Here is a 23,103-nt window from a genome sequence, read left to right as displayed (position 1 = left end):
AGCAATTTCAGCGGTTTTGAACAGGCGGATTCTGCCTGTAAATCTGCTGAGCGTATTAGAAAAAAATGTGATACAACAAACAAAGCAACACGCAAACGATTAAATTCACAACACAGACCGCAGGAAAGGGTCACTATAATGATTCCACAAATTTCTCAGGCGCCAGGTGTCGTTCAACTGGTGCTCAATTTTTTGCAGGCACTGGAGCAGCAAGGATTCACGGGTGATACGGCAACGAGCTATGCCGATCGTCTGACAATGTCGACGGATAACAGTATTTATCAGCTGCTTCCTGATGCTGTCGTTTTCCCTCGTTCAACCGCAGATGTGGCGCTAATCGCCCGTCTGGCGGCAGAACCGCTTTTCTCGTCGTTGATTTTTACCCCACGCGGCGGCGGCACCGGGACCAACGGTCAGGCGCTGAATCAGGGCATTATTGTTGATATGTCCCGCTATATGAGCCGCATTATTGAAATCAACCCGCAAGAAGGTTGGGTGCGGGTAGAAGCCGGGGTGATAAAAGACCAGCTCAACCAGTTTCTGAAGCCATACGGCTATTTCTTTGCCCCCGAATTATCCACCAGTAACCGGGCAACGCTCGGCGGGATGATCAACACCGATGCGTCCGGGCAAGGATCGTTGGTTTACGGTAAAACTTCCGATCATGTGTTGGGCATCCGTGCGGTGCTGATGGGCGGTGATATTCTGGATACCCAGCCCATGCCGGTCGAACTTGCCCAAACGTTGGGTAAAAGCAATACCACGATTGGCCGTATCTATAAGACCGTTTATGAGCGTTGTCGTGATAACCGACAGCTGATCATGGATAAATTCCCGAAACTTAATCGCTTCCTGACGGGTTACGATCTGCGGCACGTCTTTAACGATGAGATGACCGAATTTGATTTAACCCGCATTCTTACCGGCTCTGAAGGTACGCTGGCGTTTATCACCGAAGCCCGCCTTGATATCACGCCACTGCCCAAAGTCAGACAGTTGGTTAACGTTAAGTACGATTCGTTTGATTCGGCGTTGCGTAACGCGCCGGTGATGGTGGAAGCGCGCGCACTGTCGGTAGAAACCGTCGACTCCAAAGTACTCAATCTGGCGCGTGAAGACATCGTCTGGCACTCGGTAAGCGAACTGATTACCGATGTAGCGGATAAAGAGATGCTGGGCCTGAATATTGTCGAGTTTGCCGGTGACGACGAAACCTTGATTAATTCGCAGGTCAGCGCACTCTGCGAACGCCTGGATGGGTTAATCGCTCGTCAGGAAGCGGGCGTTATTGGCTGGCAGCTGTGTACCGAGCTGGCGGGTGTCGAGCGTATTTACGCCATGCGTAAAAAGGCCGTCGGTCTGCTGGGCAATGCAAAAGGTTCAGCGAAGCCAATTCCATTTGCCGAGGATACCTGCGTTCCACCGGAGCATCTGGCTGACTATATTGCCGAGTTTCGCGCGCTGCTCGACAGCCATGGTCTGAGTTACGGCATGTTCGGCCACGTGGATGCTGGCGTGCTGCACGTCAGACCGGCGTTGGATATGTGCGACCCGCAGCAGGAAGTGCTGATGAAACGCATTTCTGATGATGTCGTCGCGCTGACGGCAAAATATGGCGGTCTGTTGTGGGGTGAGCACGGGAAAGGTTTCCGTGCGGAATACAGTCCGGCATTTTTCGGTGATGAACTGTATCGTGAACTGCGCAAAGTGAAATCGGTGTTTGATCCGCAAAACCGGCTCAATCCCGGCAAAATCTGTCCACCGGAAGACGTTGATGCGCCGATGATGAAAGTGGACGCGGTGAAACGCGGAACGTATGACCGTCAAATCCCGCTGGCCGTACGCCAGGAGTGGCGTGGGGCAATGGAGTGTAATGGCAACGGGTTATGCTTTAACTTCGATGCGAAAAGCCCCATGTGTCCGTCGATGAAAATCAGCCTTAACCGTATCCATTCTCCGAAAGGGCGAGCTACGCTGGTACGTGAATGGCTGCGTCTGTTGGCCGATCGCGGGATCGATCCTGTGCAACTGGAAAAAGAGCTACCGGAGAAACGCGCCAGTTTACGCACGCTGATTACCCGTACCCGCAACAGCTGGCATGCACGCAAGGGCGAATACGATTTCTCGCACGAAGTAAAAGAGGCGATGTCAGGGTGCCTGGCGTGTAAAGCCTGTTCCACACAGTGTCCGATTAAAATTGATGTGCCGGAGTTTCGCTCACGCTTCCTGCAGCTGTACCACACGCGTTATCTGCGCCCGTTGCGCGATCATATGGTGGCGACCGTTGAGAGCTATGCACCGCTAATGGCGCGAGCACCCAAAACGTTTAACTTCTTCATCAATCAGCCGCTGGTGCGAAATCTGGCTAAAAAGCACATTGGAATGGTTGATTTACCGCTGTTGTCTGCGCCGTCGCTGCAACGCCAACTGGTGGGACATCGTTCCGCCAATATGACGCTGGAACAGCTCGAATTACTCAGCCTCGAGCAAAAAGCCCGTACGGTGCTGGTGGTGCAGGACCCTTTCACCAGCTATTACGATGCGCAGGTGGTCGCTGATTTTATACGTCTGGTAGAAAAACTGGGTATGCAGCCGGTACTGCTGCCGTTTTCGCCAAATGGCAAGGCGCAGCACATTAAAGGCTTTTTAAACCGTTTTGCCAAAACGGCGAAAAAGACATCCGAGTTTCTTAACCGTGTAGCGAAGCTGAATATTCCGATGGTGGGAGTTGATCCGGCGCTGGTGCTTTGTTATCGCGATGAATACAAGCTGGTGCTGGGAGAACTGCGGGGTGATTTCCATGTGCTGCTGGCCAACGAATGGTTATCGAAAGCTGTGGAAACACAGCAGTCAGTCGCTGTTGGCGGTGAACCGTGGTACTTCTTTGGCCACTGTACCGAAGTGACGGCTTTGCCGGGCGCGCCTGCACAGTGGGCGACTATTTTTGCTCGCTTTGGCGCAAAGCTGGAGAACGTCAGCGTGGGGTGCTGTGGTATGGCTGGCACCTACGGGCACGAAGTGAAAAATCACCAAAACTCATTGGGGATCTATGAGTTATCATGGCACCAGGCAATGCAACGATTGCCGCGTAACCGTTGTCTGGCTACAGGGTACTCCTGTCGCAGCCAGGTTAAACGCGTTGAAGGTACGGGCGTTCGCCACCCATTACAGGCACTGCTGGAGATTATAGGATGATCTGGAAACGTGAAGTCACACTCGAGGCGCTCAATGCCATGGGTGAAGGAAATATGGTTGGGTTGCTCGATATTCGTTTTGTGCACATTGGCGACGATACGCTGGAAGCGACGATGCCGGTGGACCATCGTACCAAACAACCCTTTGGGTTGTTGCACGGCGGCGCATCCGTGGTGCTGGCGGAAAGCATTGGTTCGGTAGCGGGATACCTGTGTACACAGGGTGAGCAGAAAGTGGTGGGTCTGGAGATCAACGCCAACCATATCCGTTCTGCGCGGGAAGGGCACGTCAGGGGCGTATGTCGCGCGTTACATACTGGTTCTCGTCACCAGGTGTGGCAAATAGAAATCTTCGATGAGCAGGGACGATTGTGCTGCACGTCGCGTCTGACGACCGCAATTTTGTGATGCATATTGCTTTTGGTCATTATCTGCACAGGGAATGGTGTTATACTGTGCAGGTTTTGAACACAAGCGAGGATGATATGTCTACCCAATTAGACCCGGCCCAACTGGCAATAGAGTTTTTACGTCGTGATAAAACCGATCTTTCACCGGCTCAGTACCTGAAAAGGCTGAAACAGCTTGAGCTGGAGTTTGCAGATCTGTTAGCACTCTCTTCAACTGAACTGAAAGAAGAGATCTATTTTGCCTGGCGCATGGGCGTTCATTGATTCCGGTATGCTTATCGTAACGAAACCCCGACACGCGTTCGGGGTTATTTTTTGCCTTAAATCTTCATTACCACTTCATCTCGCCGCTGTTAACCTTCGCACTTAGTTCCAGCGAGCTTACGTCTGCAAGGCCTGGCCATGCTGCCGTCATGGTTTTAATCACATAGTCCGATCCTTTCTTCGCCCCTAGCGCCTGCTCAAACGACTGCAAATAGTCCTGAGTGAAGCGGATCGCTTTATCGCCGGTTGGGCGTTCACCAATGTAATGACCCGGGACCACCTGAGTGGGCTGTAAGCTCTGCATTTCACGCAGTACGTTACGCCATGCACTGCGCTGTTCTTCAGACTGTGTATCCGCAGTCCAGACGTGTATACCGGAAGCCACGCCTGTGCCGCCAATAATGGCTCGATTCGCCGGGATCCAGATATACGCTGCATAATCGTTGGCGTGACGCAGTTCCAGCGTTTCGCCATCAACCGTGAACTGCGTTTGCGTAGTCGCCTGCGGAACGGTGAGCGATGTTGGCGCGCCGTCCTTCATTTGCGGGCCCCAGAACTGCAGCTTGGCCTCTTTGGTGGCGCGGATATGGTCTACCACCTGCGGCGTTGCCAGGACTTTTACCTGTGGGAAGGCTTTGACGATGGGTTGCAGACCAAAATAGAAATCCGGATCGCCGGAAGTGATCACGATAGCCTTCAGCGTTTTACCGCTGGCGCGAATCATCTGAACCAACTGTTCGCCATCTTTGGTGCTGAACTGGGCGTCAAACAAAATCGCCTCTTTTGGGCCAGACACCAGCGTCGAAGAAACCGGGAAAATAGCCTTATCCTGTGGATTATAGACGTCCAGCTGTAGCGGCGCGGCGAAAGCTGAAGACGCAAACAGAGGTAACAGCAGAGCCAGAGTTTTAATTTTCATACCAGGTAACCTTGTGCAGGAAATTGTCTTTTGATAGTTCCCGTATTTTAAGGCAATTCGGATCTGTTAGAATTCCCTCATTAGGACATGCTGAGTTTCATAAAACGATCGGATGGGATGCAATGGACAGAGTGATGGCGGCAACGGTATTCAACCATATCTGTGATTTGGGCAGTCTGAGCGCTGCCGCGCGTGCGCTGGGGCTTTCCCGTCCGATGGTCAGTCGTTACCTCGACGAGATGGAAAAATGGGCAGGTGCAAGGCTTATCCATCGCTCATCGCGTCGCTTGACGATCACGCCAGCGGGTGAAGAGGCATTACTGAAGACGCGTTCTCTGGCGCAACTTTCGCTGGACATAGGTGCCGCCAGTGGAGCGCAAATTCCCTCCGGCACGCTACGTGTGGCCTGCGCCCATTTTACTGCCATGCATATTCTTGCTCCGGTTCTGCCGTCGTTTATGGAGCAATATCCGCAATTACGTATTGAGGTGGAGATCAATAATCAACCGGTAAGCCTTGTGGGGGAACGCATCGATGTGGCGATCCGCATAACGGAAAATCCCGAGCCAGGAACCATCGCCCGTCGGTTGGGCGACTGTAAATCGGTACTTTGCGCGTCCGCAGATTATTTGCATCAACATGGCACGCCTGAGACAATCGACGATCTCACACGGCACAATTGCCTTTACTACAGCGGTTTTGCCGGACAATCCTGGCACTTTGTGGATGCTCAGGGGCAGTCTGTCTCCGTTGCAATCAAAGGGAATTTGAGTGCAGGGATCTCTTCGCTGCTCTGCGAGTCGGCGGTGTCAGGAATGGGGATCGCGTTGGTGCCAGAGCTGGAGGCGCAGGAAGGGCTGGCGCAGGGAAAGCTAATTCGATTACTGCCAGAACTTCAACCTAAATGCCTGCCGATTTATGGTTTATACCTTTCACGTGAACATCAACCCGCAGGGCTACGCCTGCTGCTGGACACGCTCAGTGAGGCACAGTGTTAAATATGTGATTGAACGCGTTTATAAAAGAGTCAAACCGCAATTAGTGTTAAAAAAAACTAATCAGTGTATGAGATTCTTCTTATCGCCCCTTCAAGAGCTAAGCCAATATGAGTGCCGGAGATAAGCGCCGGATGGGGCCGGAACCCTTAAGCCTGCCAACAAGCAGACTTAAGGGTTTTTTGTTGCTTGTTTATTATTTGAATTGTTTTTCCCTACCTTCATCCCCACCTATCCCTTAAATAGACATTTTCTATACATCTTTTGATATTTGACCTGCCTGAACGATTGGATTTTTATAATCCATTATTAATCAATGTATTGAACAAAAAATTCCATCTCTGTGAACCCACGCAGCAGGGTCTATGCTTAGTAAAAGTAGTCAAAAAGGGCGATTAACCCGAATGCCCCTGCTGTTGAGGGGTTGAAGTGATAATCATTATCACTAACATGATGTTATAGCTTTAAAGCTAGTGACTCGAGGTAACCCTATGGAATTGCATTCAGGAACATTTAACCCGGACGATTTTGCCTGGCGTGGACTGACGTTAACGCCAGCGGCTGCGGCGCATATCCGTGAGCTGGTGGCAAAGCAACCTGACATGTTGGGCGTACGGTTAGGCGTGAAGCAAACAGGGTGCGCGGGATTCGGCTACGTGCTGGATACCGTCCGCCAACCTGAAAAAGACGATCTGCTGTTTGAAACGGAGGGCGCCAGACTTTATGTGCCGTTGCAGGCGATGCCGTTCATTGACGGCACAGAAGTCGATTTCGTTCGCGAAGGATTAAACCAGTTATTTAAATTTCATAACCCGAAAGCCCAGAACGAATGCGGCTGTGGCGAAAGTTTTGGGGTATAGGCGGTACTATGTCTCGTAATACTGAAGCAACTGACGATGTCAACACCTGGGCTGGCGGGCACCTTAATTACAAAGAGGGCTTCTTCACCCAACTGCAAACCGATGAGCTGGCAAAAGGGATCAATGAAGATGTCGTGCGCGCGATTTCGGCAAAACGAAATGAACCCGACTGGATGCTGGAATTTCGCCTGAATGCCTTTAAAGCGTGGCTGACCATGGAAGAACCACACTGGCTTAAAGCGCATTACGACAAACTGAATTATCAGGAGTACAGCTATTACTCCGCACCTTCCTGCGGTAACTGCGATGAAACCTGTGCGTCTGAACCGGGAGCGGTACAGCAAACGGGCGCGAATGCATTTTTAAGCAAAGAGGTTGAGGACGCATTCGAACAGCTTGGCGTGCCGGTACGTGAAGGCAAAGAAGTGGCGGTTGATGCTATTTTCGACTCGGTATCGGTAGCGACCACCTATCGCGACAAACTGGCGGAGCAGGGCATTATTTTCTGTTCGTTCGGTGAGGCCATTCACGATCATCCTGAGCTGGTAAAACAGTACCTGGGCACGGTTGTCCCCGGCAATGACAATTTCTTTGCCGCGCTGAATGCGGCGGTGGCATCTGACGGCACGTTTATTTATGTACCGAAAGGCGTGCGTTGCCCAATGGAGCTGTCGACCTATTTCCGTATCAATGCGGAAAAAACCGGGCAGTTTGAACGCACCATTCTGGTTGCGGATGAGGGCAGCTACGTCAGCTATATCGAAGGCTGTTCAGCCCCGGTGCGCGACAGTTACCAACTACACGCGGCGGTGGTGGAAGTCATCATCCACAAAGATGCCGAAGTGAAATACTCCACGGTGCAAAACTGGTTTCCCGGCGATGGCAATACGGGCGGTATTTTGAATTTCGTCACCAAGCGCGCACTCTGCGAAGGCGAAAACAGCAAAATGTCGTGGACGCAGTCGGAGACCGGCTCGGCCATTACCTGGAAATACCCAAGCTGCATTTTGCGTGGCGACAACTCGATCGGCGAATTCTACTCCGTCGCGCTGACCAGTGGACATCAGCAGGCCGATACCGGCACCAAAATGATCCACATTGGCAAAAACACCAAATCGACCATTATCTCGAAAGGGATCTCCGCCGGACACAGTCAGAACAGTTATCGCGGCTTAGTGAAAATCATGCCGACCGCTACTAACGCCCGCAACTATACCCAATGCGACTCGATGTTGATCGGTGCGGATTGCGGGGCACACACCTTCCCGTATGTGGAGTGTCGTAACAATAGCGCCCAGCTTGAACATGAAGCCACCACGTCGCGTATTGGTGAAGACCAGTTGTTTTACTGCCTGCAGCGCGGCATCAGTGAAGAGGATGCCATTTCGATGATCGTGAATGGTTTCTGTAAAGACGTGTTCTCTGAACTGCCGCTGGAGTTTGCCGTGGAAGCGCAAAAACTGCTCGCCATAAGCCTTGAACACAGCGTCGGTTAAATTTTAAGGAAAGCACATGTTAAGCATCAAAGATTTACAGGTCAGTGTGGAAGATAAGGCGATCCTGCGTGGGTTGAGCCTTGAGGTTCGCCCCGGAGAAGTTCACGCCATTATGGGACCAAACGGTTCGGGGAAAAGTACGCTTTCTGCAACCCTGGCCGGACGTGAAGACTACGACGTCACTGGCGGGAGCGTAGAGTTCAACGGCAAGGATTTACTGGAACTGTCGCCGGAGGACCGGGCCGGTGAAGGGATCTTTATGGCATTCCAGTATCCGGTGGAAATCCCTGGCGTTAGTAACCAGTTTTTCCTGCAAACGGCACTGAATGCGGTGCGCAGTTACCGTGGCGAAGAGTCGCTGGATCGATTCGACTTCCAGGACCTGATGGAAGAGAAAATTGCGCTGCTGAAGATGCCGGAAGATTTGCTCACGCGTTCGGTTAACGTCGGTTTCTCCGGTGGTGAGAAAAAACGTAATGACATTCTGCAAATGGCCGTGCTGGAGCCTCAGCTGTGCATTCTTGATGAGTCAGACTCCGGGCTGGATATTGATGCGCTGAAAATCGTTGCCGATGGCGTGAACTCGCTGCGTGACGGGAAACGCTCATTCATTATCGTCACTCACTATCAGCGCATCCTGGATTATATCAAACCCGATTTTGTTCACGTTCTCTACCAGGGGCGAATTGTGAAGTCCGGCGATTTCACGCTGGTCAAACAACTGGAGGAGCAAGGTTATGGCTGGCTTAGCGAACAGCAGTAACGTGCTGCAACAGTGGCACCATCTGTTTGAGACGCAAGGGGAGACACGCTCACACTATGCGCAGCAGCACTTGCAACAGATGCTGCGTCTGGGGCTGCCAACGCGTAAACATGAGGACTGGAAATACACGCCGCTGGAGGGATTAACCAACAGCCAGTTTGTCAGTCATGTCGCTGAGATAACGTCAGCCCAATGTGCAGCGTTAGCGCCGGCTATTGACGCTATTCGACTGGTGTTTGTTGACGGGCAATTCTTTCCAACGCTCAGCGACAGCACAGACGGTAGCGGTTTTGACATTACCATTGACGATGCGCGCCAGGCGCTGCCAGCGGCTATCCAACCGGAAGTGTTTTTGCACCTTACCGAAAGCCTGTCCCGTAGCGTAACGCACATTCAGGTGAAGCGTAACCAGCGCCCCGCGAAACCGCTGCTGCTGCTGCATATAACCCAGGGGCTGGCGGGCGATGAGGTGAACACGGCGCACTATCGCCACCATCTGGAGCTAGCGGAAGGCGCAGAAGCCACCGTCATTGAACACTATGCCAGCCTCAGCGAGCGTCGCCATTTCACCGGCGCACGCTTAACGATGAACGTCGCGGCAAACGCCCATTTGCGCCATATCAAACTGGCGTTCGAAAATCCGCTCAGCCACCACTTCGCGCATAATGACATTCAATTGGGCGCGGATGCGACTGCCGTTAGCCATAGTTTCTTGCTTGGTGATGCGGTATTGCGCCATAACACCAGTACGCAGCTTAACGGCGAAAACACCACGCTTCGGCTGAACAGTCTGGCGATGCCGGTGAAAAATGAAGTCTGTGATACACGGACCTGGCTTGAGCACAATAAAGGGTATTGCAACAGTCGCCAGCTGCATAAAACGATTGTCAGCGATAAGGGGCGGGCGGTATTCAATGGTCTGATCAACGTCGCCCAGCACGCTATCAAAACCGACGGTCAGATGACCAACAATAATCTGTTGCTCGGAAAGCTGGCGGAGGTGGATACCAAGCCACAGCTCGAAATCTACGCCGACGACGTGAAATGCAGCCACGGGGCGACGGTAGGACGGATCGACGACGAGCAGATGTTCTATCTGCGTTCACGCGGAATCGGTCAGCAGGATGCTCAACACATGATTCTCTATGCGTTTGCCGCTGAGCTGACGGAAGCCCTGGGCGATGAAACGCTGAAACAACAGGTACTGGCGCGGATCGCCCAACGCTTGCCGGGAGGCGCAGCATGACATTTCCCATTGAAAAAGTACGGGCAGACTTTCCGGTCCTGACGCGTGAAGTGAACGGTTTACCGTTGGCGTATCTGGACAGCGCTGCCAGCGCGCAAAAACCCAATCAGGTGATTGATGCTGAGGCCGAGTTTTATCGTCACGGCTATGCGGCGGTCCACCGCGGTATTCATACGCTGAGCGCCCAGGCCACGGAAAAAATGGAAAATGTGCGCAAGCTTGCCTCGTTGTTTATTAACGCCCGCTCAGCGGAAGAGCTGGTGTTTGTTCGTGGTACGACGGAAGGCATCAATCTGGTGGCGAACAGCTGGGGCAGCAGCAATGTGCGAGCGGGCGATAACATTATCATCAGCGAAATGGAGCACCACGCCAATATTGTGCCCTGGCAGATGCTGTGTGCCCGCGTAGGGGCAGAACTGCGTGTTATTCCGCTCAATGCCGATGGTACGTTGCAGCTGGAGACGCTGCCGACGCTGTTTGACGATCGTACGCAACTGCTGGCGATTACCCATGTTTCTAACGTGTTGGGTACCGAGAACCCGTTATCGGAAATGATTGAGCTGGCGCATCAATACGGCGCAAAAGTGCTGGTGGATGGCGCACAGGCGGTGATGCATCATCAGGTGGATGTCCAGGCACTGGATTGCGATTTTTATGTTTTCTCCGGGCATAAACTTTATGGACCAACCGGTATTGGCGTTCTGTATGCCAGAGAGTCGCTGTTGCAGGAGATGCCACCCTGGGAAGGCGGTGGTTCAATGATTGCGACGGTGAGTTTGAGTCAGGGAACAACGTGGGCCAAAGCCCCCTGGCGTTTTGAAGCCGGAACGCCAAACACCGGAGGTATTATCGGACTCGGCGCGGCTATTGAGTATGTTTCAGCACTGGGGCTTACTGAAATCAGCGAATATGAACAGTTCATGATGCGCTATGCATTGGAGCAGCTGGCAGATGTACCTGATTTGACGCTCTACGGGCCGGATAACCGCCTGGGTGTGATTGCATTTAACCTTGGTAAACATCACGCCTTTGACGTCGGCAGTTTTCTTGATAACTATGGAATAGCCGTGCGGACGGGACATCACTGCGCTATGCCGCTGATGGCCTACTATAACGTTCCTGCTATGTGCCGGGCGTCGATTGCAATGTACAACACCCATGAAGAAGTGGATCGCCTGGTAACGGGCCTCAAGCGTATTCATCATTTACTGGGCTAACAGGGAGGCGTTATGGCTGCGCTACCGGATAAAGAAAAGTTGTTGCGTAATTTTCTGCGTTGCGCTAATTGGGAAGAGAAATACCTGTACATTATTGAGCTGGGTCAGCGTTTGCCGGAATTAAACGACGACCTACGCTGCCCGGAAAATAGCATCCAGGGATGTCAAAGTCAGGTATGGATTGTTATGAACCAGAATGGCGAAGGGATTATTGAATTACAGGGCGACAGTGATGCGGCAATTGTTAAAGGACTTATTGCCGTGGTATTCATTTTGTATGATCGCATGACGGCCCAGGATATTGTGAATTTTGATGTGCGTCCGTGGTTTGAAAAAATGGCGCTCGCACAGCACCTCACACCGTCTCGTTCACAAGGACTGGAGGCGATGATTCGGGCTATTCGCGCCAAAGCCGCAACTCTTAGCTAAACTGATAAAACACGTTAACTTTCAGACCGACTTGAAAGCGTTCGTGTAAGGCAACGCAGTGACTCGTAAGCCGGATTGGGCGCTCGCCGCGGTCCGGCAAGAACGCCAGGGGGGTGAGTGAGTATGAAACGCGCGTCTGTTATTACGTTAATGCTAATCGGCGCTTACAGCGCTATTCAGGCCGCATGGGCGGTCGATTATCCTTTGCCCCAGGCGAATAGCCGCCTTGTTGGGCAAAACCAAACCTACACCGTGCAGGAAGGCGATAAAAACCTACAGGCGATAGCCCGTAAGTTTGATACCGCTGCCATGCTGATCCTTGAAGCCAACAATACTATTGCCCCCGTACCTAAACCCGGAACCCTGATTACTATTCCCTCACAATTACTGCTGCCGGATGCACCACGCGAAGGCATTATCGTGAATCTGGCGGAACTGCGTCTGTATTACTTCCCGCCGGGAGAGAATATTGTTCAGGTATTCCCAATTGGTATCGGTTTGCAGGGGCTGGAAACGCCGGTAATGGAAACCCGGGTTGGGCAGAAAATCCCGAATCCTACCTGGACCCCTACACCAGGCATCCGTAAACGCTCTCTGGAGCGCGGCATCACATTACCGCCTGTTGTACCTGCCGGGCCAAATAACCCGTTAGGACGCTTTGCACTGCGTCTGGCGCATGGAAACGGTGAGTATCTGATCCATGGCACCAGCGCACCGGACAGCGTGGGCCTGCGTGTGAGTTCTGGTTGTATTCGCATGAACGCGCCGGACATTAAAGCACTGTTTGCTCAGGTCCGCACAGGCACGCCGGTCAGGGTGATTAATGAGCCGATAAAATATTCGATTGAGCCGAACGGCATGAGGTATGTCGAAGTGCATCGACCGCTGTCGCCGGAAGAGGAACAAAACGTCCAGACCATGCCGTATGTGCTGCCAGCCGGTTTTACCCAGTTTAAAGACAATAAAGCAGTGGATAACAATCTGGTGGATAGGGCGTTGTATCGTCGCGCAGGTTATCCGGTCACCGTCACTGCCGGGCAAGCATCGGTCGCGAGCAATGGGCCAGAAGTGAAGTCTGCGCAAAATGGCGTGCCGGGAGAGGATGCTGAGGTGCGCGCTACGCAATAACAGGGAAGGGGAATTCAGAGCAAAAAAAATGGCGCACAATGTGCGCCATTTCTATTACACAGATACTATTACTTGCGGTATTTAGTAGCTGCGTTGTCCAGACGCTGGTTAGCGCGTGCTGCGTCATCTTTAGCAGCCTGAACGTCGGAACGCATTGCGTTCACGTCGTTGCTCAGCTGGTCAACTTTAGCGTTCAGAGTCTGAACGTCAGAAGACAGCTGATCGATTTTAGCATTGCTGGAGCAACCTGCCAGCAGAGTAGAACCCAGGATTACCGCGCCCAGTACCAGTTTAGTACGATTCATTATTAATACCCTCTAGATTGAGTTAATCTCCATGTAGCGTTACAAGTATTACACAAAGTTTTTTATGTTGAGAATATTTTTTTGATGGGAATGCACTTATTTTTGATCGTTCGCTCAAAGAAGCATCGAATTGTGCAAAAACGGCTAAAAACCCGAGTGAAAACAGAAAGCTTCCATCGGATTCATCTTAGATAATCACGGATTAGATAGTGAAATCCGATTTGATTTTTTATTAATTGTGGCTATCGATTAAATAAAAAAAGCGCCACCAGGGCGCTTTTTTAAGCAAATTAATTCGCGTTGGAATTATTACAGCACGTGAACGGATGCGGTGTTGGTGGTGCCGCTCGGAACCAGTGCACCAGAAACCATAACCACAACGTCACCTTTCTGAGCCAGACCGCTTTCCAGAGCGACTTCTTTACCCAGACGATAGAAATCATCGGTAGAGCTGATTTCTTTAACCACCTGTGCAACAACGCCTTTGCTCAGCACCAGCTGACGCGCGGTAGTTTCGTTGGTGGTCAGCGCCAGGATGGTAGCATCCGGGAAGTATTTACGTACTGCGCGAGCAGATTTACCACCCTGGGTTGCGACGACGATCAGCGGCGCGTCCAGTTTTTCAGCAGTTTCAACCGCGCCACGGCAAACGGCTTCGGTGATGCGCAGTTTGCGGCTGTCGTTGTTGAAGTCCAGACGGCTGGTCATCACACGGTCAGTACGCTCACAGATGGTCGCCATGATGGTAACGGCTTCCAGAGGGTATTTACCTTTTGCAGACTCGCCAGACAGCATTACTGCGTCGGTACCGTCGAGGATGGCGTTCGCTACGTCACCGGCTTCAGCGCGGGTCGGACGCGGGTTTTTGATCATGGAGTCCAGCATCTGGGTCGCAGTGATAACGACTTTACGTGCACGGATACATTTTTCGATGATCATCTTCTGCGCGAAGATAACTTCTTCAACCGGGATCTCAACGCCCATATCGCCACGCGCAACCATGATGCCGTCAGACGCTTCGAGAATTTCGTCGAAGTTGTTCAGGCCTTCCTGGTTTTCGATTTTGGAGATGATCTGGATGTTTTCGCCGCCGTGCGCTTTCAGGTGCTCACGGATTTCAACGACGTCAGAACGTTTACGGATAAAGGACGCTGCAACGAAGTCAACGCCTTGCTCGCAACCGAAGATCAGGTCTTGTTTGTCTTTTTCAGCCAGTGCTGGCAGCGCGATGGAAACGCCCGGCAGGTTAACGCCTTTGTTTTCGCCCAGGTCGCCGTTGTTCAGCACTTTACAGATAACTTTGTTACCTTCGATGGCGGTAACTTCCATGCCGATCAGACCATCGTCAACCAGAACGGTGTTGCCGACGGACAGATCTTTAGTGAAGCCTTCATAAGTAACAGCAACGATTTCGTTGTTGCCTACGACAGATTTGTCGGTGGTGAAGGTGAAGGTCTGGCCCGCTTTCAGGGAAACGTCGTTACCGCCTTCCAGTTTGATGGTACGGATTTCCGGACCTTTGGTGTCGAGCAGGATTGCGGCTTTCTTGCCGGTTTTGCTCATGACGTTGCGCAAATTCTTGATGCGCTGACCGTGTTCTGCGTAATCACCGTGGGAGAAGTTCAGACGCATGACGTTCATGCCCGCGTCCAGCATTTTGGTTAACATCTCTTCGGATTCGGTTTTCGGACCGATGGTGCAAACAATTTTCGTCTTTTTCATGACAGTCTTAGTCTTTAAGTTGAGAAGGATATGGAAATCTGGCTCCCGCCGCGCACGGACGGGAAGCTAAACCTGAGTTACGAAAGTTGTGATGCCTCGCTCTAAGGATAGGTGACATCGAAAGAGCGTGCAGAGGAATGTGTGCTTGTGTTTCAGCCCAACGGGATGGTGAATTTTGTAGTCGTTGAGTTTTACAGGTCAATGTGCTGAAACCATTCAAGAGACAATTGGCGCGCATTATACGCTGAAAATTATCAAAAAGGAAAATGGAAACAGCGTTTCAAAACACTTCTGTGCAGTTTTACAATAAATATTCATTAATTTGTTCATCGGTATGGATAAAGAGGTTATCGGGCGTTGCGTTCTGTTGCGCAACAAACTGCATTTAACATCCTGATGACTATGTTTTATACGGTTGACGTTGATCTTGTACTATATTTCTAAAAGTTATATCAAATTCGTTTTAATTCATTCTAAAAGCCAATTCCACTGATTACACTCGTTTGGACATCCATACTGCTAAACAGCTAAAAGCGATAGCAGAAGAACAATAAGCAGCAGCGGATACCCAAACGACATGATTGTCCTGAAAAATATTTCGAAAGTGTTTACGCCAGGCAGGCTTGCCATCACCGCTGTCGATAACGTCAATCTGACGGTTGAACAGGGGCAGATTTATGGAATTATTGGTTACAGCGGGGCAGGTAAAAGCACCTTAATTCGTTTGCTCAATGGTCTCGAAAAACCGACCTCCGGCAGCGTGACGATTAACGGCCACGATATCTCTGCCGCCAGTGGGGAATCGTTACGCCAGGCGCGACTGAAAATCAGCATGGTGTTTCAACACTTCAATTTGCTGTGGTCGCGGACCGTTAGCGAAAATATTGCTTTCTCTATGCAAATCGCCGGTGCGTCCAAAGCGTCCATCAAAGCGCGGGTTGCTGAACTGATTACGCTGGTTGGGCTGAGCGGTCGTGAAAATGCGTATCCTTCCCAGCTCAGCGGTGGGCAAAAGCAGCGTGTAGGAATTGCCCGCGCGCTGGCGAACAATCCGGATGTCCTGCTGTGTGACGAAGCCACCTCGGCGCTGGATCCGCAAACTACCGATCAGATCCTCGATTTACTCCTCGATATTAACCGTCGATTCAAATTGACCATTGTGCTGATCACTCATGAAATGCACGTAGTACGCAAAATCTGCGACCGCGTCGCGGTAATGGAAAACGGCAAGGTCGTTGAGGAAGGTGATGTGCTCAGCGTCTTTACCCATCCTCAGCAGCCTATTACCCGACAGTTTGTTCGTCAGGTGAGCCAGTACACCGAAGAAGACGAGTTTAATCCGCAACTGGCAAGCGAGTTGGGTGGGGTGGTTATCAAATTAACCTTTACCGGGCAACGTACCCATCGGCCTGTGGTTGGGGAATTGACCCTGCGCTATGGCCTGCCGTTCAACATCTTGCACGGCAAGATGACGCAAACCGCACACGGCGTGTTTGGTCAACTTTGGGTGCACGTGGTGGCCTCTGAGGAACAATTGAACAATATTTTGGCCGACCTGCGCCAGAGCGACATTGAAGGCGAGGTGATTCAACATGGCTGAAGAACTGTTTCCCCATCTGAAGTGGGATCAACTGTTAGCGGCAACCCAGGAAACGCTGTATATGACAGCTCTTTCGGGGGCGGCGACCTTTATCCTGGGCATCGCGCTTGGCCTGGCGTTGTTCCTGACAGCGCGCGGCGGATTATTCCCTAATCGCGCGGTATATAGCGCTATTTCACTGGTGGTGAATATCTTTCGTTCGATCCCATTCATCATTTTGATCGTGCTGCTTATCCCGTTTACCAAAGCGATGGTAGGCACCATTCTCGGCGCCAATGCCGCGTTGCCTGCGCTGATCGTGGGGGCCGCGCCGTTTTATGCGCGTCTGGTCGAAATCGCTCTGCGTGAAGTGGATAAAGGCGTTATTGAAGCGACGCGTTCAATGGGTGCACGACTGAGCACACTTATTTTTCGAGTTTTACTGCCGGAATCATCTCCTGCTCTGGTGTCCGGGATCACCGTGACGCTAATTGCGCTGGTGAGCTACAGCGCGATGGCAGGGGTAATTGGTGCCGGTGGTTTAGGGAATTTGGCCTATCTGGAAGGATTCCAGCGCAACCACAGCGACGTCACGCTGGTGGCGACGGTGACGATTTTGCTCATTGTCTTCATCATCCAGCTTTGCGGCGATGTGATCACCTCTCTGTTAGATAAACGCTAATAAAATACGGAAACCATTATCATGAAAAAATCACTGACGTTACTCGCTGCAGCAACCTTAAGCGCCCTGAGCTTTGCCTCCTGGGCTGATACTCTGACCGTTGGCGCGTCTAATGTGCCGCATGCGGAGATCCTTGAACAGGCCAAACCGATTCTGGCGAAGCAGGGGATCGATCTGGAGATTAAACCGTTCCAGGATTACATTCTGCCGAACACTGCGCTGGCTGGCCGTGAGATTGACGCCAACTACTTCCAGCATATTCCGTACCTGAACAGCGTGATTAAAGATCATGCAGGCGATAAAACGTATGACTTCGTCAGCGCCGGAGCGATTCACATTGAGCCGATTGGTATCTATTCGAAAAAAGTGAAATCGCTTAAAGATCTACCGGAAGGCGGCAAAGTCATCATGCGTGATGCGGTATCTGAGGAAGGCCGAATTCTGTCGATTTTCGAAAAAGAGGGAGTGATCAAGCTGAAGCCGGGCGTGGATAAAGTAACCGCGCGCATTAGCGATATCGTCGAAAACCCGAAAAAGCTGAAGTTCCTGCCAAACGTGGAAGCCGCGCTGTTACCGCAGATGTATAACAACGACGAAGGTGATGCGGTGGTGATTAACGCCAACTACGCAATCGACGCCGGGCTGGATCCAGTGAAAGATCCTATTGCCGTTGAAAGTGGTGAAAACAACCCGTATGCCAACATCATTACCGTGCATCGTGGCGACGAGAAGAAAAAGGATATCGTAGCGCTGGTTGATGTCCTGCATTCAAAAGAGATCCAGGACTGGATCCGTACTAAATATAAAGGTGCGGTGATCCCGGTAAACAACTAATCCGCTTTTTGCCGGGTGGCGGCAGTGCTTTACCCGGCCTACGATGTCCTGTAGGCCGGGTAAAACGCGTTCGCAATGCCATGTGGCACCAGAGCTACACTCGCTCAATTCTCGCGGGCAACCCCTGACGCACCGACGCACCCGACACCCAGTCAAGCCAGGTATTGGCTACCTGTCGGGTTGGGTCCGCAAAACCCAACTCGTTGAGATTAATCCCCGACTTAATCTGCTCATCAAACGCCATCGGCTCACCGTCGAGGGTATGCCGTGCCGCGCCCATTTCTTTATGTCCGTAACCATGTTCAATGGCGATGACACCCGGCATGACGCCATGCAGAAGGCTTATCTGCGCTTGCGCCTGACCGCCTGGGGTAGTGATACGCACGATATCGCCGTGTGCTAAGCCATACCGCTGACCATCCTGTGGATTGAGCGCCACCAGATTAACCGGCTTCAGATGATGAAGGCGTGGGATCACCGCCGTGGCGCTGGACATGGTATTGGATTTGAAGGAAATCAGTTTCAACGGCCACTCTTGTTCCGGGAACAACTCCTCGATTGCACGTCCATCTGACAGACGTGATGGATACCAGGCCGGGCAGCCGCTGTAGCGCTCGCCGGTAATCGCATGGCGGTGCGCGGCGACGTTCGCATTCCAGATTTGGAGTGGTTTTTCCCAGGCATTGCCGACGCGGTTATCAACTCGCCCACTGTTGTCCGGTGCAAAGCGTCCGCCGCGGGAGTAGATAAACGCCACTCGGCTGATTTCATCGGCTTTCAGCGTTTGGGTCATCACAGGCATGATCCGTTGGACTCCGGTCAGCGCAATGTCTTCCGGCTGTGCCTCTGCAACCGGGGCTTTGCCCATAAACGCAATATTGGCGGCGAGGCGCAGGTAGTAATCTTCCGCACGATTCAACGGATAGTGATTACCTTGCGGGTCGGTAATCGCATTGTCGCCGAAACCGGGTAGCCCGATACGTTTTGCCACTGCGATACAGAAAGACTCCATTGAGGCCGGTTGACCGTCAGCCGTGAGGCTGGTAGCAGGTCTGACGACAGGCCAACGCGCGGTGGTGGCTTTGCTGGCCACGCCCGCCCATGGAGCGCTAAATCCCCAGCTTTCGAAGTTGTGGGTATCCGGCACGATGTAATCTGCCAGCGCCGTGGTTTCGTTCATAAAGGCGTCAATCGCGATAAACAGCGGCAAGCGAGCAGGATCCTTGAGCTTTTCTTCCGCCACGCCGCGTAATCCCGCAATGCCGTAAAACGGGTTGGTCATGTTGGAGATCCAGGCTTTCAGCGGATAAGGGTAACCTTCAAGCGCCGAGACGAGGAGTTCGGTAAGCTGACCGGCGACAAACGGATACCACGGGGCTTTGGCCGGGAAGGGGGATTGTCCGGCTGCCACCTTATTGCGGTACTCTTCGGAAGACTCATAAGCGGTTTTACTGCGCGCGATGCTCAACCCTTTCGGTTTTACCTTCCCGGCGAAGCTGTCCATGTTGTAGCGCGGACCGTCGGTGGCACCATTGAATTTGCCGCCACCAACAAACACGCCGCCTTCAAGGCTGAGGTTACCAATAAGCGCATTGAGCATCATCACCGACCAGGCGTTATAAAACCCATTACCTGCCATCATACCGCCGTGCGTGATCACCGCCGCTTTACGCCCGTGGCGGGTGAATGCGTCGGCCAGAGCGCCAATGTCTGCTTCTGACACCCCACACTGCTGGCTGTACTGCGTTAGCGACAGTTTCTCTGCGGACTCTCGCAGACACTGGAAGCTACTTTTTACCGTAACCGTCTGCCCGTCAGCCAGCGTCACTTCGCGGGTAACAAACAGCTGCGCACGCGGGCAACTGCTGGCGGCGACAATCTCACCGGCCTCGTTGACGACCACCGGCTCCTGGGCGGCGTTTGCACTCAGATGGGCGAGGGTCAGGTGCTGTCCGGCAAGCGTTGGAATTTCATCGGTAATCACCAGATGCGTGGCGTTAGTCCAGCTTTTTTCTCCCGCCTGCTGCATGGCCTGCACGCCGGGAATGGCGAGATAATCAGCGTTATAGCGTTGTTTATTGATAATCCAGCTTATCATCCCCATTGCCAGCGCGGAGTCGCTTCCCGGTCGTACGGGCTGCCAGTGGCCGCGATCGTCAGCCAGCACCGTGGTTAATGGCAAAGCAGGCGCTACCACAACATAACGGAAGTCGTCACGTAAACGGGCGCTGGCCAGCTGGCGGGCCTGGCGCTTAAACGGGTTGCCGGATTGCGCCGGAGAGGTGCCCATAAACAGCGCGAATTCGACGTTATCCCAGTCGGGTTTCACGTGCGTGTTTTTATCCAGATCGCCCATTAACGCCCCGGATCCGGCCCGATAGGCCAGACCGCAGTAAGCGCCATGAGCACCGAAGTTTTTACTGCCGAAACTGTTCAGCGCGAAGCGACGTAAAAAGGTATCACGTCCTTCATCGCTGGTATTGGTGACCAACAGTTGATTGGATTTTGGGCCAAATCCGGGATGTTTCGCATCAAGCGGTGTAGTGGGGTCGTGGATGGCTCTCAGACCATCAACGTGGCCTTCACCAAACAAATCGCCACCTTCCACCACCTCTTTGATCAGTTGTTCGAAGCTGATGCGCTGCCATTTTCCTTCACCGCGTTTGCCGACGCGCTTCATGGGCTCCAGAATACGTAGCGGGCTGTACAGACCTTCGAGTAAGGTTGCGCCACGGGCACAGGCGGTGGAACGTGCGTCAAGACCTGACTCCCCGGCCAACTGTTCCATTGCCGTGGTAAAGGGGACGTTGGCGTCTATATGGTGCTCGTGCGACAACGGATGATAAGGGTTGCCCGCAATGCGCAGCACCTTGCCTTGCTCAGTGTCAACGCGAACCCGCACACCACATTGCGTCCAGCAACCAAAGCACTGCGTCATCGAGATCACCTGCTGCGGGTTTTGCTGCCAGTGCGGCCGGGCGTTGGCTTCTGGGATGAGCGCGTTTGCAAAGATGCGGTCACGGGTAATTTTGCCCGAGGTTCCGTCCAGCAAACCGTCTATCGCGCGCTTTGCCACATCCCGATAACTCAGGCCAAAAGTCACCATGCCACCTACGGCAAGGCCCACTTTGAGCCACTGACGACGGGTTAAATTAGCCATGTTGCATTCTCCTTGCGATCGCGTTCAGGGCTTCACGAACAATAATAATCAGTGCTATCCACAGGCCGAAGGTACCCATAATAGCCAGCCAGCCATCGGTGCCGCCGGGCAGGGTATAGGGATTAAACTGCGCGTTAAATTTCGGTACGGTCTGCACCTGGATGAGTAACGTCCAGCGCATTAGCCAGCACAGCGCCATCGCGCTAAAAGCGAGTAATATGCGCAGCGGTAGCGACAAGGGGTAACGTACAACCAACCCGCAAAGAGCAAGCGAAACAAGCCATAGCGCAACCCAACCGATAGCGTAGTGTTGTGCTGAAGAGGCAACATCCAGCCACTGACGGATAGCCGAACCGGAAAGCGTATTACCACTCGCCCAGATCACCACCACGATAGCCAGCGCGATCAACGTGACCATTTGCCCCCACGCTAGCTTGCGCGGTAGTGCGTCCTTGCTATTTGTCGTGGCAATAAGCAGGGCAAGAAATGTTTGCAGCGCGCTGAGGAACATCGCAACCGGAAAGGCGTAACTGAACCAGATGGGGCGCGCCTGTACCACCGACACTTCACGGCCGGTGTAAACCAGCAATCCGATGGCGGACAGCGCGCTACCAAGTGCTAACCATTTTGTGACGCTGTAACTTTTTAGCGTTAGCCGTTTCACATGCTGCGCCAGAAACCACAGACCTAAAAAGCCGGTAAACAGCGGTAAAAACAGTGCGCCCCACGGCATCCAGGACCAGGGCGTCGGATACGCATAGAAATGCCAGACGCGGGCGGTTTGGTGTAGATCAGCGGTCAGCGCCAGCGGCGCGGTAATCGCGCAGGTCAGGGCGATTAACAGCGTCAGATTCTCCAGGTCTGCCGTTTCTTTTTTGCGCCAGTGGAGAGCGCAGGCGAACAGCGCTGCACAGGCGGCAATGCCGATGAAAAAGAAATATTGTACGGCCCAGGGTAACCAGCTTACGTCCTGGGGATGGGCCAGAACCTCGTTGATAATCAGTGAAGGGTTCATTTAAACCTCCTGCCAGAGAGCGGGTTGAGCGCGTCCCATCAATGGGGTAACAAACGCCTCATCCAGCCCCAGATAGAACACGTGAGGAGACGTACCGCTTTCCGGCTTCAGGACTTTGATGGCGTCATGGTGTTCATGCAGCATTTGTGAAATGCGGCTGCGCGGATCTTTAATATCGCCAATGATGCGCGCGCCGCCGACGCAGGATTCCACACAGGCCGGAAGCAGCCCCGCTTCGAGGCGGTGAACGCAAAAGGTACATTTATCGGCGGTTTGCGTTTCATGGTTGATGAACCGCGCATCATAAGGGCAGGCCTGCACGCAATAGGCGCAGCCCACGCAGCGCGTGTTGTCGACCACCACAATGCCGTCTTCGCGTTGGAAAGTGGCCTGCACCGGGCAAACGGGCACGCAAGGGGGATTATCACAATGGTTGCACAGTCGCGGCAGCAGGACGTTGGTGACGCTTTGCTGACCTTCAATCTGTACTTGATACTGGTTGACGAGGGTACGAAACTCACCCTGTGGCGTCTGGTTTTCAATGGCGCAACTGACGGTACAGGCCTGGCAGCCGATACAGCGTCGCAGGTCAACCAGCATGGCGTAGCGATGCTGTTGTGAGCCTTCGTGGCGTTCAGGCGAAAAGGGAAATTGCGCCTGAGCCAGCGGAACCAGTGATGCGCCAGCGGTCAGGACGCCCAGTTGCTGGAGAAACTGCCGTTTACTGCTGTCCATATTTTCTCCCGTCACGATGCAACAACGAAACATTGGTCACGCCGTTGATTTGCGTGTGATGAATAAAGAATCTCAATGATTTACAGTGTAAAAATCGTGACGGGGTATACTCTATTGTGGTTAACCACATACCCGGCTTGTTGTTGATCT

Annotated in this window: 21 protein-coding genes; 14 read left to right on the top strand and 7 right to left on the bottom strand. The window is 52.7% G+C overall.

Annotation, left to right across the window (positions count from 1 at the left end; all coding sequences use genetic code 11):
- The first annotated feature begins 138 nt into the window (after positions 1–138).
- From ydiJ to OGY37_RS05345, 3 genes are all read left to right on the top strand, one after another.
- Entirely contained in the window at positions 139–3,195 is a 3,057-nt protein-coding gene (gene ydiJ, locus OGY37_RS05355) for a D-2-hydroxyglutarate dehydrogenase YdiJ (protein ID WP_191236239.1), read from the top strand.
- Positions 3,192–3,602: a 1,4-dihydroxy-2-naphthoyl-CoA hydrolase gene (menI, locus tag OGY37_RS05350; protein WP_003030541.1), complete on the top strand. Its 411-nt coding sequence runs from the start codon at positions 3,192–3,194 to the stop codon at positions 3,600–3,602. The genes ydiJ and menI overlap by 4 nt, the downstream gene beginning before the upstream one ends.
- Before the next feature lie 77 nt (positions 3,603–3,679).
- The gene (locus tag OGY37_RS05345; protein WP_003030540.1) at positions 3,680–3,868 is read left to right on the top strand and encodes a YdiH family protein; all 189 of its coding nucleotides are present in this window, start codon (positions 3,680–3,682) and stop codon (positions 3,866–3,868) included.
- A 67-nt stretch (positions 3,869–3,935) separates the two neighbouring features.
- Here the strand turns inward: OGY37_RS05345 and OGY37_RS05340 are convergent, their stop codons facing one another.
- On the bottom strand, positions 3,936–4,787 hold the full coding sequence (locus tag OGY37_RS05340) for a Vmh family MBL fold metallo-hydrolase (protein ID WP_126318291.1): 852 nt from the start codon (positions 4,785–4,787) through the stop codon (positions 3,936–3,938).
- Between the two features lie 122 nt (positions 4,788–4,909).
- Between OGY37_RS05340 and OGY37_RS05335 the strand changes: the two genes are divergently transcribed.
- From OGY37_RS05335 to ldtE, 8 genes are all read left to right on the top strand, one after another.
- On the top strand, positions 4,910–5,785 hold the full coding sequence (locus tag OGY37_RS05335; protein ID WP_126318289.1) for a LysR family transcriptional regulator: 876 nt from the start codon (positions 4,910–4,912) through the stop codon (positions 5,783–5,785).
- A 488-nt stretch (positions 5,786–6,273) separates the two neighbouring features.
- Entirely contained in the window at positions 6,274–6,642 is a 369-nt protein-coding gene (gene sufA / locus OGY37_RS05330) for a Fe-S cluster assembly scaffold SufA (protein WP_003832645.1), read from the top strand.
- 8 nt (positions 6,643–6,650) lie between these two features.
- Positions 6,651–8,138: a Fe-S cluster assembly protein SufB gene (gene sufB, locus OGY37_RS05325; protein ID WP_020996440.1), complete on the top strand. Its 1,488-nt coding sequence runs from the start codon at positions 6,651–6,653 to the stop codon at positions 8,136–8,138.
- A gap of 16 nt (positions 8,139–8,154) precedes the next feature.
- A complete protein-coding gene (gene sufC, locus OGY37_RS05320; RefSeq protein ID WP_149280871.1) occupies positions 8,155–8,901 on the top strand; it encodes a Fe-S cluster assembly ATPase SufC in 747 nt (248 codons plus the stop codon).
- Positions 8,876–10,147 carry a Fe-S cluster assembly protein SufD gene (sufD, locus tag OGY37_RS05315; RefSeq protein WP_149280872.1) on the top strand — a complete coding sequence of 424 codons (1,272 nt, stop codon included), beginning with the start codon at positions 8,876–8,878 and terminating at the stop codon, positions 10,145–10,147. Before sufC ends, sufD begins: the two co-directional genes overlap by 26 nt.
- Positions 10,144–11,364, top strand: a complete 1,221-nt coding sequence (gene sufS / locus OGY37_RS05310; protein ID WP_008784609.1) for a cysteine desulfurase SufS — start codon at positions 10,144–10,146, stop codon at positions 11,362–11,364. Before sufD ends, sufS begins: the two co-directional genes overlap by 4 nt.
- A 12-nt stretch (positions 11,365–11,376) precedes the next feature.
- Entirely contained in the window at positions 11,377–11,793 is a 417-nt protein-coding gene (gene sufE / locus OGY37_RS05305) for a cysteine desulfuration protein SufE (protein WP_003832654.1), read from the top strand.
- A 123-nt stretch (positions 11,794–11,916) separates the two neighbouring features.
- The gene (gene ldtE, locus OGY37_RS05300) at positions 11,917–12,921 is read left to right on the top strand and encodes a L,D-transpeptidase LdtE (protein ID WP_149281074.1); all 1,005 of its coding nucleotides are present in this window, start codon (positions 11,917–11,919) and stop codon (positions 12,919–12,921) included.
- Between the two features lie 68 nt (positions 12,922–12,989).
- Here the strand turns inward: ldtE and lpp are convergent, their stop codons facing one another.
- The 3 genes from lpp to ynhH form a co-directional block, all read right to left on the bottom strand.
- The gene (gene lpp / locus OGY37_RS05295; RefSeq protein ID WP_003029373.1) at positions 12,990–13,226 is read right to left on the bottom strand and encodes a murein lipoprotein Lpp; all 237 of its coding nucleotides are present in this window, start codon (positions 13,224–13,226) and stop codon (positions 12,990–12,992) included.
- 309 nt (positions 13,227–13,535) lie between these two features.
- The gene (gene pykF, locus OGY37_RS05290; RefSeq protein WP_003029366.1) at positions 13,536–14,948 is read right to left on the bottom strand and encodes a pyruvate kinase PykF; all 1,413 of its coding nucleotides are present in this window, start codon (positions 14,946–14,948) and stop codon (positions 13,536–13,538) included.
- 7 nt (positions 14,949–14,955) lie between these two features.
- Positions 14,956–15,150 carry a protein YnhH gene (gene ynhH, locus OGY37_RS05285; protein WP_242637968.1) on the bottom strand — a complete coding sequence of 65 codons (195 nt, stop codon included), beginning with the start codon at positions 15,148–15,150 and terminating at the stop codon, positions 14,956–14,958.
- 375 nt (positions 15,151–15,525) lie between these two features.
- Here ynhH and OGY37_RS05280 point away from each other — a divergent pair, with 375 nt between their 5' ends.
- The 3 genes from OGY37_RS05280 to OGY37_RS05270 are packed head-to-tail and all read left to right on the top strand — an operon-like array spanning position 15,526 to position 18,043.
- Positions 15,526–16,548 (top strand): methionine ABC transporter ATP-binding protein, encoded by a 1,023-nt coding sequence (locus OGY37_RS05280; protein ID WP_063941515.1) that lies wholly within the window; start codon positions 15,526–15,528, stop codon positions 16,546–16,548.
- The gene (locus tag OGY37_RS05275) at positions 16,541–17,209 is read left to right on the top strand and encodes a methionine ABC transporter permease (RefSeq protein ID WP_048214308.1); all 669 of its coding nucleotides are present in this window, start codon (positions 16,541–16,543) and stop codon (positions 17,207–17,209) included. Before OGY37_RS05280 ends, OGY37_RS05275 begins: the two co-directional genes overlap by 8 nt.
- A gap of 21 nt (positions 17,210–17,230) precedes the next feature.
- Positions 17,231–18,043, top strand: coding sequence for a MetQ/NlpA family ABC transporter substrate-binding protein (locus OGY37_RS05270; protein ID WP_003029358.1), 813 nt, complete (start codon positions 17,231–17,233; stop codon positions 18,041–18,043).
- A gap of 94 nt (positions 18,044–18,137) precedes the next feature.
- On the opposite strand, the gene ttrA is transcribed toward OGY37_RS05270, so the two are convergent.
- Genes ttrA through ttrB form a run of 3 tightly spaced genes read right to left on the bottom strand, consistent with a single transcriptional unit; the run spans position 18,138 to position 22,953 of the window.
- Positions 18,138–21,203: a tetrathionate reductase subunit TtrA gene (gene ttrA / locus OGY37_RS05265; protein ID WP_149280873.1), complete on the bottom strand. Its 3,066-nt coding sequence runs from the start codon at positions 21,201–21,203 to the stop codon at positions 18,138–18,140.
- Entirely contained in the window at positions 21,196–22,218 is a 1,023-nt protein-coding gene (gene ttrC / locus OGY37_RS05260) for a tetrathionate reductase subunit TtrC (RefSeq protein WP_149280874.1), read from the bottom strand. Before ttrC ends, ttrA begins: the two co-directional genes overlap by 8 nt.
- Complete coding sequence (gene ttrB / locus OGY37_RS05255) at positions 22,219–22,953, bottom strand: tetrathionate reductase subunit TtrB (protein ID WP_316330450.1); 735 nt, start codon at positions 22,951–22,953, stop codon at positions 22,219–22,221. It lies immediately after the preceding gene.
- Positions 22,954–23,103 lie beyond the last annotated feature (150 nt).

The sequence above is a fragment of the Citrobacter sp. Cpo030 genome (assembly GCF_030333005.1).
Lineage (GTDB): Bacteria > Pseudomonadota > Gammaproteobacteria > Enterobacterales > Enterobacteriaceae > Citrobacter > Citrobacter portucalensis.
This window is presented reverse-complemented; position numbering and strand designations above follow the sequence as displayed.